The sequence below is a fragment of the Stutzerimonas tianxiuensis genome, assembly GCF_053470365.1.
This window is the reverse complement of record NZ_JBPVWS010000020.1, coordinates 41,561-54,664: the sequence shown is the minus strand read 5'-3', so window position 1 is coordinate 54,664 and position 13,104 is coordinate 41,561. Positions and strand designations below refer to the sequence as shown.

Genomic DNA, 13,104 nt, shown 5'->3' with positions numbered 1-13,104 from the left:
TGCCTTAGACGCAGCAATCAACTCGGCCGTCCGCCACTGCTGCTTCCAGGCTAGCATGCGCTAGACTACGGCCATTTAAGCCGGACCAACGCATGACCAGCTTCGTCACCCAATGCCCTCATTGCCAGACCAGCTTCCGCGTCAGCCGCACCCAGCTCGGCGCGGCCCAGGGTGTGGTGCGGTGCGGCGCCTGCATGGAGCTTTTCAATGCCGCCCGCTACCTGCAGGACGCAGACACAGCTGGCAGCAGGGAAGCGACCACGGACGCCACCGCCCTAGCTCCTGTCAGCGGAGCATCGAGCGGGCGGGCAGCGCAGGGCAAACCTGCGGGTCAAGACGACACTTTCTGGATCCACGACGATCTGGACCTGGATAGCCTGGACCTCGATGAAGAGCTGGCGAAACTTGAGCGACAGGAGCTGGAGCTTTCCCGCGAGTTTCTGGAGCTGGAGCCGCAACCCGGCGAGCAACAACACCACCCGCACGCCGACCATTCGACTGATGATGACGAAGCGTGGGCCGAGCAACTGCTGAGTGCGGACTCAGAGCCGCAGGAGCGCAACGAGCCGCTCGAAGCGCAACCAGAAACTATTGTCGAACATCCTCATGACACCGCAAAGATTCGCTTCACTCCGGTGAATGTCGAACATCCCGCCCCGCCCAGCCCGCTCGGGGCGCCTGGTGATCCAGTGATCGGGCAGCTGAACGCTACAGAACGCGCCGAACCGGTAGTCAATCTGACTACTGACGCTGACGGCGACGATGGGCAAACAACGCTGGCAGCGCGAGACAGGATCGGTACCGAGCGAGAATCGCCGCGCCCGCCACGCCAAGATCGCGAGGAGCGGTTGTTCGACCTGGACGATGAACCCTTGCAGCTCGCTTGGCAGGCGCGCCGGCGCCCGTGGGGCCGCTGGCTGGGCTGGGGTTTGTTGAACCTGATAGCGCTGCTGGGGTTGGCGACCCAGTATGTGATCTATAACTTTGACGAGCTGGCACGACAGGACGAGTACCGCCCTTGGCTGGAGAAAATCTGCCCTGCGCTGGACTGCAAGCTACCGCCCCGAGTCGATATCAGCCAGATCAAGAGCAGCAATCTCGTAGTGCGCAGCCACCCGGATTTCGCTGGAGCACTGGTGGTCGATGCAATCATCTACAACCGTGCGTCATTTGCCCAACCTTTCCCGCTGCTGGAAGTGCGCTTCGATGACATTCGCGGCAACACGCTGGCGCGACGAACCTTCAAGCCGGGCGAATACCTTTCCGGAGAGCTCGCGGGACAACGGGAAATGCCCTCGCAGGTTCCTATCCACATTGCGCTGGACATCCTGGATCCTGGCACAGAGGCGGTGAATTACAGCCTCGCCTTTCGCTCTCCTGACTGACGTCCACTGTGCCCGAGACGACGGGCGGCGCTTACCGCGCGCCGTTTCAGTGCGCCATGCTACCGCTCGCTATAAGTCCGGAGCTGTTCAGATTTTGTTCAGAACAGCCTTTAACCCGTCATCCGTAGCGGGTATTATGCACACCCTTTTTTGCTGTCCCGATCTACCTAACAAGCAGGCTCCAGGCAGGGAATCTTCATGTCAGCGGTACGCATCGGCCCCTACATCCTTCCGAATCGATTGATCCTCGCGCCCATGGCCGGCGTGACCGATCAACCGTTCCGCCAGTTATGCCGACGTCTGGGCGCCGGCATGGTGGTGTCGGAAATGGTGACCAGCGATGTGCGCCTGTGGAACAGCCGCAAGTCGCGCCTGCGCTTGCTGCATGAGGGGGACCCGGAGCCACGCTCGGTGCAGATCGCTGGGGGCGATCCACAGATGCTGGCCGAAGCGGCCGCTCGAAATGTCGAACTGGGCGCGCAGATTATTGATATCAACATGGGCTGCCCAGCCAAGAAGGTGTGCAACAAGGCTGCCGGCTCCGCACTGATGAAGGATGAAAAACTGGTATCGGAGATACTTGAGGCGGTGGTCGGAGCAGTTGATGTGCCGGTCACGCTGAAGATCCGAACCGGCTGGGACAGGCAGAACAAGAACGGGCTCTCCATAGCGAGAATTGCTGAAGAGTCCGGAATCGCTGCACTGGCCGTACATGGTCGCACGCGTGCCGACCTCTACACCGGTAATGCGGAATACGAGACCGTTGCAGCGATCAAGCAGGCCGTCGCAATACCCGTGTTTGCCAATGGGGACATCCAGACGCCAGAAAAGGCCCGCCTGGTACTCGACAAGACCGGGGCGGACGGATTGCTCATTGGCCGTGCGGCCCAGGGTAAGCCTTGGATATTTCGCGAGATCAACCACTACCTCGCCACAGGCGAGTTAATGGCGCCGCCGACGCTGGTTGAGGTCGAAGACATTCTGCTGCAGCACCTTGAGGCGCTGCATGTGTTCTACGGCGATGTGATGGGCGTACGTATCGCCCGCAAGCACGTCAGCTGGTATCTGGCAACACTGCCCGGCGCGCAGGAGTACCGCGGTCGGTTCAATGGTTTGGAAGACAGGGATGCGCAATGCGCCAGCGTTCGGAGGTTTTTCGCCGAGCGCCGTACAAGCCCTGATTCGGGGGAAGGAAAAGGGGTGGCTGCATGACGCTGTTGAACGAAACCTTGTTAACTGGAACAACATCCGTGAGCGACAATGTGAACCTAAAGCAACACCTCAACACGCCCAGCGAAGCAGGCCAGACCTTGCGAGGCAGTGTAGAAAAGGCGTTGCATAACTATTTCGCCCATTTGGAAGGCGCGGACGTTACCGACGTTTACAACCTGGTGCTCTCTGAAGTGGAGGCACCGCTGTTGGAAACCGTGATGAATTACGTCAAAGGCAACCAGACCAAGGCCTCGGAGCTGTTGGGTCTGAACCGCGGCACCCTGCGCAAGAAACTCAAGCAATACGACCTTCTCTGATCAGCGGCGCGCTCCGATGGAACGGTGCAAGCCGGTTCCCAAGGAGTTGCCGCTCGCAGCCTGTAGCTCCTAGGAAATGTCTATGACCGACCAAAGCACCCGCCTTCCCGTCCGCCGCGCGCTGATCAGCGTGTCCGACAAAACCGGCGTCATTGAATTCGCACGCGAACTCGTTGCCCTGGGCGTCGAAATTCTCTCGACCGGCGGCACCTTCAAGCTGCTGCGCGAAAACGAAATCGCCGCGGTCGAAGTGGCCGACTACACCGGTTTCCCAGAAATGATGGACGGCCGGGTCAAGACGCTTCACCCAAAGATACACGGCGGCATTCTCGGTCGGCGTGATCTGGACGGCGAAGTCATGACCGAGCATGGCATCAATCCGATCGACCTGGTCGCGGTCAACCTGTATCCGTTCGCTGCCACCGTCGCCAAGCCTGGCTGCACGCTGCCGGACGCTATCGAAAATATCGACATCGGCGGCCCGACCATGGTCCGCAGCGCGGCGAAGAACCACAAGGACGTCGCCATCGTCGTCAACGCCGATGACTACACCAGCGTTATCGAAAACTTGAAGGCCGGCGGCCTGACGTATGCGCAACGCTTCGATCTGGCGCTTAAAGCATTCGAGCACACGGCCTCCTATGACGGCATGATCGCTAACTACCTGGGCACGGTTGATCAGAGCGCCGAGACCCTTTCCACCGAAGGCCGCAGCCTGTTGCCGCGCACCTTCACCACCCAGTTCGTCAAAGCTCAGGACATGCGCTACGGCGAGAACCCACACCAGATTGCGGCGTTCTACATGGAAACCGCCGACGAAGCCTGCGTCGCCACCGCGCGCCAACTGCAGGGCAAGGAATTGTCCTTCAACAATGTGGCCGATACCGACGCTGCTCTCGAATGCGTAAAAAGCTTCGTCAAGCCAGCCTGTGTCATCGTCAAGCACGCCAATCCGTGCGGCGTCGCTGTGGTCCCGGATGCCGAGGGCGGCATCCGCCAGGCTTACGAACTGGCCTACGCCACAGACAGCGAGTCCGCGTTCGGCGGCATCATTGCCTTCAACCGCGAACTGGACGGCGAGACGGCGAAAGCCATCGTTGATCGCCAGTTTGTCGAGGTCATCATTGCGCCAAGCATTTCGGCACAAGCGCGTGAGGTAGTCGCAAGCAAAGCCAACGTACGCTTGCTCGAATGCGGCCAGTGGCCAGCCGAGCGTGCGCCGGGCTGGGACTTCAAGCGCGTCAACGGCGGGCTTCTGGTTCAGAGCCGCGATATTGGCATGATCAGCGAAGCCGACCTCAAGGTCGTCACCCAGCGCGCCCCGTCTGAACAGGAAATCCACGACCTGATCTTCGCGTGGAAGGTGGCCAAATTCGTCAAGTCCAACGCCATCGTCTACGCCAAGAACCGGCAGACCGTCGGGGTCGGCGCAGGCCAGATGAGCCGGGTCAACTCCGCACGTATTGCGGCGATCAAGGCCGAGCATGCCGGCTTGCCAGTGCCCGGCGCAGTGATGGCCAGCGATGCGTTCTTCCCGTTCCGAGACGGCATCGATAATGCCGCCAAAGCCGGCATTACCGCAGTCATTCAACCTGGCGGGTCCATGCGCGACGCCGAAGTGATTGCCGCAGCAGATGAAGCCGGCATCGCCATGGTGTTCACAGGCATGCGCCATTTCAGGCACTAAAAGCTCGAAGGTGAAGCTGGAAGACTGAAGCCCTGCTGCTTCCGACTTTCAGCTTTCGGCTTCCAGCTCTCAGACGAGAGAATCGAGTATGAAGGTTTTAATTATCGGCAGCGGCGGCCGCGAGCATGCCCTGGCCTGGAAGGTCGCGCAGGATCCCCGCGTAGAGAAAGTGTTCGTCGCGCCCGGTAATGCAGGCACGGCAACTGAAGCGAAGTGTGAAAACGTCGCCATCGATGCCCTAGCCATCGAGCAACTGGCGGACTTCGCCGAACAGAACGTGCAGCTGACAATCGTCGGGCCCGAAGCGCCGCTGGTCAAAGGTGTGGTCGACCTGTTCCGTTTGCGCGGGCTCGACTGCTTCGGTCCGACGGCCGCGGCAGCCCAACTGGAAGGCTCCAAGGCATTCACTAAAGACTTTCTCGCTCGTCACAAGATCCCGACCGCCGATTATCAGAACTTCACCGAAGTCGAACCGGCACTCGCTTATTTGCGAGAAAAAGGCGCGCCGATCGTGATCAAGGCCGACGGCCTGGCCGCCGGAAAGGGGGTCATCGTCGCCATGACTCTGACCGAAGCGGAAGAAGCCGTGCGCGACATGCTCTCCGGTAACGCTTTCGGCGATGCGGGCGCGCGGGTGGTGATAGAAGAGTTTCTCGAGGGTGAGGAAGCCAGTTTTATCGTCATGGTCGATGGCGCCAATGTATTACCAATGGCCACCAGCCAGGACCACAAGCGCGTCGGCGACGGCGACACCGGCCCGAACACGGGAGGAATGGGCGCCTATTCCCCAGCGCCAGTGGTAACTGCCGACGTTCACCAGCGCGTGATGGATAAAGTTATCTGGCCGACCGTGAATGGCATGGCCGCCGAGGGTAACGTTTACACCGGTTTTCTCTACGCCGGCCTCATGATCGACCGCAACGGTGCGCCGAAAGTCATCGAGTTCAATTGCCGCTTCGGCGATCCGGAAACCCAGCCGATCATGTTGCGCCTGCAGTCCAGTCTGGTACTGCTGGTCGAAGCAGCCTTGGCCAAAGCGCTGAACAAGGTCGAAGCGCAATGGGATTCGCGTCCGAGCCTCGGCGTGGTGATGGCAGCGGGAGGCTATCCGGGTGATTACAGCAAAGGTGCCGCAATCCGCGGTCTGGATGCCGCCGCCCAGTTGAATGGCAAGGTCTTCCATGCCGGTACCGCATTGGCGGACGGCGCGGTGACCACCGCAGGCGGTCGTGTTCTCTGCGCCACGGCGCTTGGCGAAACGGTCTCCGCGGCCCAGCAAAATGCTTATGCACTGGCTGCCCGTATCGAATGGGACGGGCATTTCTATCGACATGACATAGGCTATCGTGCGATAGCGCGCGAGCAGGGCGAAAGCTAAGCGCCAAAATCGGAGCGATGCGCGCAGCGGCAGCTTTTATTGATCGTTGCGCGCATTACTGAGCGCCTGTGCGGTGGTTATAATCCACCGTCACACACATGAAGGGACTTCAATCGTGCGTCGACTCAGGGTCGCCATTGCTTTTACCTTCAGTCTATTGCTGGCTGCGCTGGTCGCATGGCCTGCATTAGGCGCCGCTCCGGAAGCTGCGCCCTTTCCTGTATCGCCAGAAGCCATACCGGCGACAGAGTCCAACTGGCGATTGCTCGTCGATCAATCCGGTCTGCTCACGCTTGATGAGGTTGTCGCCCAGCGCAGCCTGTTCCAGCGGATCGACAAACGCGCTTACGCCGCTCCAGCCAGTGAAAACGCCGTCTGGCTACAGGTAAACCTTCCCGCGCTCGCCGACCCGAACTGGTTGTGGATCTTTGCCCCACGCGTGCAGTATCTCGATTTCTATCTGCTGCGGGATGGGCAGCTCGAACGCCATATCGAGACTGGCGAGCTCCGACCACTCGAGTCGCGTCCGCTGCCTACCCGCGCCTATCTGTTTTCGCTGCCCAATGACGATACGCCTCGCGAAGCCTATATCCGCCTGCAGTCTTCACACCCGATCATGGCCTGGTTCAGTACCGTGGATGAGGTAGGACTGGTCGCGCTGGCGCGCCCGGCTTACCTGTTTGGTGCCCTGTTTGGTGCCTTGGCACTACTGACGATCTACAACCTGCTGCGTTTCGCTTACACCTTGAGCTACAGCCATGTATGGCTTGCCCTGCTCCACTGTGCCCTGCTCACCAGCGCAGTCGCAAATCTGGGTCTGCTTGCGGTCTGGTCGCCCAAGCTGATCTATAGCCAGCCGTTGATCGCCGATTTGGCGGCATTGCTGACCTGTATTTCCTTGCTGGCCTTCACCTACGGTTTTTTCCATCACCGCAAGATAGCTTGGGCGACAGGAGTACTTGCGCTGGAAACTGGCCTGGTCAGCGCGCTTGCAGCCACCATACTGTTCACCGGTCAGCTCTGGTTCAGCTGGTTGATATATGCGCTGGTGCTAGTCACCGCCGTCAGCGTCACCGTCGTGGCTGTTCATCACTGGCGGCAGCGCTACGAGCCCGCCCGGCTGCTGGTCGCGGGCATGCTGTTGTTCGATGGCGGCTTCGTTCTGGTCCTGCCCGTTCTGCTGGGTTTCAATCAGTTCGACCCGGATTGGCTGACTGGCATCATGTTCAGCGTAGCCACCTGCTCCGGGCTGATCCTCAGCTTTGCGCTGCTCGAGCGGCAGCGCCAGATTCAGTCTGACAGCCGCAACCAACATACAGCGGAAGCCGTTAATAGCGCCGAACTGCGGACCAAAGCAGACTTCCTGGCAAAGATCAGTCATGAGATTCGTACGCCGATGAACGGAGTGCTCGGCATGAGCGAGCTGCTGCTCAGCACCTCGCTATCAGCCAAACAACGTGACTATGTTCAGACGATTCACAGCTCCGGTAATGAGTTGCTCAACCTGATCAACGAAATTCTGGATATTTCCAAGCTGGAGTCAGGACAAATCGAGCTGGACGATGTGCAGTTCGATCTCAACGCCCTCATCGAAGACTGTCTCAGTATTTTCCGCGCCAAGGCCGAACAGCAACGAGTCGAGCTGATCAGCTTTGTTCAACCGCAGATGCCGCACGTGGTGGCTGGCGACCCGACTCGCCTGCGCCAGGCGCTGCTCAACCTGCTCGAGAATGCCTTCAAGCAAACCGAAGAAGGCGAGGTGCTACTGACCGCAGCGGTGGATGAGCGCGAAGGACAGCCCCGTCTGCGCATAACCGTACAGGACAGTGGACGTCCGCTGGAGACACAGGAGCGCGACGCCCTGCTCAACGCTGCGCTTGATAGCCGAGACTTTCTCGCCGCGACCCGCCTTGGCGGCCGCCTTGGCCTGATTATCGCCCGGCAGCTGATTCACCTGATGGATGGAGAATTCGGCATTCAGACCGGCGGCATTGCCGGCAACACGCTATGGATGAGTCTGCCACTGGCGGCTGAAATTGCCGAACCCGCCAGCGATCTCGATAACCAGCTCAAAGGCGCCCGGCTGCTGGTAGTGGATGACAACGATACCTGCCGCAAGGTCCTCGGCCAGCAGTGCAGCAGCTGGGGCATGGAGGTCAGTGCGGTGGCCTCAGGCAAAGAGGCGCTGGCGCTGCTGCGGACCAAGGCGCACTTACGCGACTATTTCGACGTGGTTTTGCTCGATCAGGACATGCCCGGTATGACGGGCATGCAGCTGGCGAGCAGAATCAAGGAAGACTTCAGCCTCAATCACGACATCCTGCTGATCATGCTGACCGGCATGAGCAGTGCGCCAAGCAAGATCATTGCACGCAACGCCGGCATCAAACGCATCCTGGCCAAACCCGTCGCCGGTTACACGCTGAAAACCACCTTGGCAGACGAGCTTGCCCGACGCACCAGCGCGCTCGCACAGTCCTCAGCGACTCAAGCCAACGAGCCTCTATCCGTGCCAGAAGATTTCCGAATCCTGGTCGCCGAAGACAACAGCATATCCACCAAAGTGATCCGCGGCATGCTCAGCAAGCTCAACCTCAAACCGGATACCGCCAGCAATGGCGCAGAGGCGCTCGCACTGATCAAGATGCATCCATACGACCTGGTGTTGATGGACTGTGAGATGCCGGTGATGGACGGCTTTGAGGCCACTACGCAGCTACGGGCGTGGGAAACGTTCGAGGCGCGCCCGCGAACGCCGGTGGTTGCGCTGACCGCGCATATTCTCAGTGAGCACCGGGAGCGAGCCCGCGATGCCGGGATGGATGGGCACATGTCCAAACCTGTCGAAATGTCCCAGCTACGCGAGCTGATAGAGCACTGGGCCAGGAGCCGAGCAGCCGCTGCGGATCGCTAGACCCTGGTCATACCCGCCCTACTGATGATCAGCAGGCTTTCAGATCAGGCCGGCATCCGGAACGTTTGGCCCCCAAGGACCTGCTGCCAAAGCCTGATTTTCGCAAGAAATAACTGGCATGAGCGCATCTCTGTTGAGCTTCCCCGCACATGGCCCCGAAGGCGGGGTACGGGTGCCGTGGCCAACGGCATTTAGCCGGACAATGAACAAAACGTCCGGTCCGCTGCCGATAAAAGACCGCCCGAATTATTCCGCGACGCAACATGACCCATTGTCCGAATCTTCGCTTCGAGGCATAAGCCGTCGCCAAGGAGCCCGTGTAATGATGAAGAGGAGCGATGTCGCCTGGACGCTTGTAGGTATCACCGCAGTAGTCCTGTCCGGCTATCTGCTCTATCAGGAAATCCGTAATCTATCGCTGGCGGAACTGACCGACAGTCTCGACGCGATCAGCCAGCGCAGCTGGGTGCTGGCTGGGCTGGCAACGCTGGGCGCTTACGTGGCGCTGGCGTGGTACGACCGGATCGCCATAGCGCACCTCGGTAAACGCATCTCATGGTGGTTTATCACACTCTGCTCATTCACGACCTATGCCCTTGCGCATAATGTCGGTGCGTCGGTGTTCTCCGGCGCGGTGGTGCGGTACCGCGCATATCGCAGCAAAGGACTGACACCCCATGAGATCGGCGTACTGATCGTATTCTGCTCACTGACCTTTTTCCTCGGGACGTTACTGGCGAGTGGTTTCGTGTTGATTTTCAGACCCGAACTGCTCAACAGGCTCGTGGATGTCGATCCATGGCTATCGATTGCGATAGGCACTTCGCTGCTATGTGTTATCGGACTCTATGTGATCGGTGCTTGGCGACACTTCCCGCCGATGCATGTAGGCAAATGGCACATCACCTACCCGCGCCTGCCTATCGTCGGGCGGCAGCTCATTGCCGCGCCTCTCGAGCTCGCGTGCGCTGCGGCGATCATCTATTTTGCTCTGCCGGACGAAAGCAATCCCGGCTACCTAGTCGTGCTCGGCGTATTTCTGGCCTCTTTCTCGCTGGCGTTGCTGTCACACGCGCCCGGCGGTCTTGGGGTGCTCGAAGTAACGTTCCTTGCCGCAATGCCAGAGCTGCCCACGGCTGATGTGCTGGCCGCGCTGATCGTATTCAGAGGCTTCTACCTGTTGCTGCCGCTTGCCTTGGCTATCTTGGTCGTCGCATTGTTCGAAGCGGGACAGTGGTCGCAGCGACGACGCATTGCCTCGAGGCGCCTCTGAACGAGTCACGAAACGACACTATTGCCCTATGGCTATGCGCGCTTTGCCGCGCGATCATTCGCCCTCTTACGAGACGAAATCGAATCACATGAACAATACCCAACCCAATCGACCAAGCTCCGATCAGGCGGCTGCGCATAAACCGCGCCCGTTGATGGACTTGGCCATCAGCATCGTCATCCCATCACTGATCCTGATGAAGCTCAGCGGGGAAGAACGACTGGGCGCGGATGGCGCACTGCTGCTGGCGCTGGCGTTTCCGCTCAGCTGGGGGCTGTTCGAGCTGGCGAAATACCGCAAGTTCAACTGGATTGCGCTGCTGGGCCTGATAAGCGTGCTGCTCACCGGGGGGATCGGCCTGCTGCAGCTCGATCCGCAATGGCTGGCAATCAAGGAAGCTGCGATTCCCGGCATTATTGGGGTCGCCGTGCTGGCGTCTACTCGCACCCGTTTTCCATTGATCCGTACCTTGCTGTACAACCCGAAGGTACTAAACGTCGACAAGGTTCACGAGCAACTTGAGCGCAACGGGCAAACCGCTCACTTCGAGACGCGACTACTGCGAGCGACCTACTTTCTCAGCGTCACCTTCTTTTTTTCGTCATTCATGAATTACGTACTGGCCAAATGGATTGTCCACAGTCCGGCCGGTAGCGAAGCATTCAATGCCGAACTGGGGCGCATGACCTTACTCAGCTACCCCATGATCGCCATCCCGAGCATGGTGATGATGATGGCGATTTTCTACTACCTCTGGAAAACCATTCACGGCCTGACCGGGCTGCGGCTGGAGGACATCATCGCCAATCACGCGCAGACTGATAAGCGGACATAATCTACGCAGTCAGCTCGACAGCAGCAGCATCCACATCGGCAAGCTGATCACGGCCAGCAGCGTCGAGAGGAAGACTGTCGAGCTGACCACGCGGGTGTCTTCTGGATTGACAACGAAGGCCAGGACGTTGACACCGCTTGGGCAGGCAGCCAGCAGTACCAGCACGCTCAGGGCTTCATGACTGAGACCTGGTAACCATCCGCCCACATACCAGACCAGCGACGGAAACAGACCCAACTTCACCAGTGCCAGGCCCAGCGCCGGTGCGCTGGGTCGCAGTCGGTAACGCGACAGACTGATGCCCAACACCATCAACGCACATGGCAATGCGGCCTGGGCGAGCCAATCGGCCACACGCCAGATCGGCACTGGCAGGTCCCAACCGGATGCATTCAACATGGCGCCGAGCAACAGACCGACAATCAAAGGGTTGGCCAGATTCTTCAGCAATGCCGGGGCACTGACCTGTTGTCCTGAACCGAAGGCGTTATAGAAGCTCTGTAGGGAAAACAGGATCAGGCTGTGAAACACAAGAATGGCAAATACGTACACCAGACTCTCCGGCCCCAACAACGTAGTTACCAGAGGGATGCCGACCAGCACGTTGTTTGAGTAGGCTGCCGTCAAGCCGAGGGGGGAGGCTCGTCCGAGCAATCGGTGAGCAAACAGCGATACCAGTATGAAAATGGTAACCACCGGCCCAAAGTAGGCCAGCAACAGCGTTGGTGACATCCCATCACTCAGCTGGGCCCGAGCAATACCGGTGAACAGGACCGCCGGCATGAACAGCTTGAAGGTGATGTTGGCGAGTCCGGCTGCCGCTTCCCCTGCCAACCATTTCCGCCAGCCCAGCAGGTAGCCAAGCATGATCAAGCCGAAGATTGGCAATATCGCCTGAAACACTACCACGCGGCTTCTCCAGCAAACGTTGCGGCTTCATGCCGCCTCGTAAAAGGCCGGACAGAATACCTGAGAGACGCGTCAGATCACCACATCGGGCCTAGCTGCATGCGCTAGAGCCGGTATTGCGGATTGGATGCTCAAGCCTGGGTGTGCTGCGCGGCGCCAGCTGCGACTAAGGCTGCAGCCCTGGCCAGCGAGTCGAGCACAATGGAAAGCTCGTCATGCCAGTCCCGGGTGTCTATACCGAACGTAGTCTCGAACTTCGAGCAATCGAGCACCGACCAAGCCGGACGGCGTGCGGGAGTGGGGTACTGAGCGGTGGTAATGGGCGATACCTTTGGGCGAGTAGCAAGCATGCCCTTGGCTTCTGCCTGACGAAAGACTTCTACGGCGAAATCGAACCAGGTGCATGGAGATCGTCCACTGTAGTGATAGAGCCCCCATTTCAATTCGCCGCTCTGGGCATAGCGCTGCGCCAGCTCCAGCAACACATCGGCAATGCTACCCGCCTGAGTGGGGCAACCGAACTGATCGGCAACCACAGACAACGCGTCACGCTGACAGCCAAGGCGTAGCATGGTCTTAACGAAGTTGTGGCCATGCGCCCCATAGACCCAGCTGGTGCGCAAAATGAGGTGCTTATCCAGCACAGCCTGGATGGCCGTTTCGCCCGCCAGCTTACTAGCACCATAGACCCCCGTAGGCTCGACTTCATCGTCCTCGTTATAAGGCGCTCGGGCATCACCGGAGAACACGTAATCGGTGGAAATATGCAACAGCGGGATAGAGGCTTGACGAGCTGCTTGCGCCAGCCGCTCCGCACCGTCACGGTTGACACTGTAAGCCTGTTCGCGGTGCGTCTCGGCGTTGTCAACGTGCGTGTAAGCGGCCGCGTTGAGGATAAGCCCCGGCTTGAGCCGGCGGACCAGATCAGTCACCTGCTCCGCATCGGTGATGTCGAGATGGTCGCGAGTCATGCCGAGCGCTTCGAGACCGTACCCACCGGCACGGTTTATCAACTCGTGACCGACCTGGCCACCGGCTCCGCATACTAGGATTCGCATCTGGTTAGCGCCTCGTTCAAGGCCCGCCGTAAACGGCTGGCATGGATTTGTAACAGACTCGATACACGCGTCACTCTGCAGCTACCGAGATAGCGCAGCCCGCGCTTGGTTCAGGCCAACTTAAATGTGTTTTGTT

At 59.5% G+C, this 13,104-nt stretch carries 10 protein-coding genes; 8 read left to right on the top strand and 2 right to left on the bottom strand.

Translation table 11 applies throughout. The features are described from left to right. Positions 1-92 precede the first annotated feature (92 nt). The 8 genes from ACSSNI_RS20125 (at position 93) to ACSSNI_RS20090 (ending at position 11,001) form a co-directional block, all read left to right on the top strand. On the top strand, positions 93-1,385 hold the full coding sequence (locus tag ACSSNI_RS20125) for a DUF3426 domain-containing protein (protein ID WP_448260094.1): 1,293 nt from the start codon (positions 93-95) through the stop codon (positions 1,383-1,385). A gap of 198 nt (positions 1,386-1,583) precedes the next feature. Then, positions 1,584-2,597, top strand: coding sequence for a tRNA dihydrouridine synthase DusB (dusB, locus tag ACSSNI_RS20120; protein ID WP_448260092.1), 1,014 nt, complete (start codon positions 1,584-1,586; stop codon positions 2,595-2,597). Beyond that, on the top strand, positions 2,594-2,914 hold the full coding sequence (fis, locus tag ACSSNI_RS20115) for a DNA-binding transcriptional regulator Fis (RefSeq protein ID WP_021208373.1): 321 nt from the start codon (positions 2,594-2,596) through the stop codon (positions 2,912-2,914). Before dusB ends, fis begins: the two co-directional genes overlap by 4 nt. A gap of 82 nt (positions 2,915-2,996) precedes the next feature. Next, complete coding sequence (gene purH, locus ACSSNI_RS20110) at positions 2,997-4,601, top strand: bifunctional phosphoribosylaminoimidazolecarboxamide formyltransferase/IMP cyclohydrolase (protein WP_448260089.1); 1,605 nt, start codon at positions 2,997-2,999, stop codon at positions 4,599-4,601. Positions 4,602-4,689: 88 nt separating this feature from the next. Further along, positions 4,690-5,979: a phosphoribosylamine--glycine ligase gene (gene purD / locus ACSSNI_RS20105; RefSeq protein ID WP_448260087.1), complete on the top strand. Its 1,290-nt coding sequence runs from the start codon at positions 4,690-4,692 to the stop codon at positions 5,977-5,979. A gap of 115 nt (positions 5,980-6,094) precedes the next feature. Then, positions 6,095-8,893, top strand: coding sequence for a hybrid sensor histidine kinase/response regulator (locus ACSSNI_RS20100; protein ID WP_448260085.1), 2,799 nt, complete (start codon positions 6,095-6,097; stop codon positions 8,891-8,893). Between the two features lie 322 nt (positions 8,894-9,215). Beyond that, positions 9,216-10,166 carry a lysylphosphatidylglycerol synthase transmembrane domain-containing protein gene (locus ACSSNI_RS20095; RefSeq protein WP_448260124.1) on the top strand — a complete coding sequence of 317 codons (951 nt, stop codon included), beginning with the start codon at positions 9,216-9,218 and terminating at the stop codon, positions 10,164-10,166. An 88-nt stretch (positions 10,167-10,254) separates the two neighbouring features. Next, a complete protein-coding gene (locus ACSSNI_RS20090; RefSeq protein ID WP_200636478.1) occupies positions 10,255-11,001 on the top strand; it encodes a VC0807 family protein in 747 nt (248 codons plus the stop codon). A 9-nt stretch (positions 11,002-11,010) separates the two neighbouring features. Here ACSSNI_RS20090 and ACSSNI_RS20085 read toward each other — a convergent pair whose 3' ends face one another. Continuing rightward, on the bottom strand, positions 11,011-11,910 hold the full coding sequence (locus tag ACSSNI_RS20085) for an AEC family transporter (RefSeq protein WP_448260083.1): 900 nt from the start codon (positions 11,908-11,910) through the stop codon (positions 11,011-11,013). 131 nt (positions 11,911-12,041) lie between these two features. Continuing rightward, positions 12,042-12,968, bottom strand: a complete 927-nt coding sequence (gene rfbD, locus ACSSNI_RS20080; RefSeq protein WP_448260081.1) for a dTDP-4-dehydrorhamnose reductase — start codon at positions 12,966-12,968, stop codon at positions 12,042-12,044. Positions 12,969-13,104 lie beyond the last annotated feature (136 nt).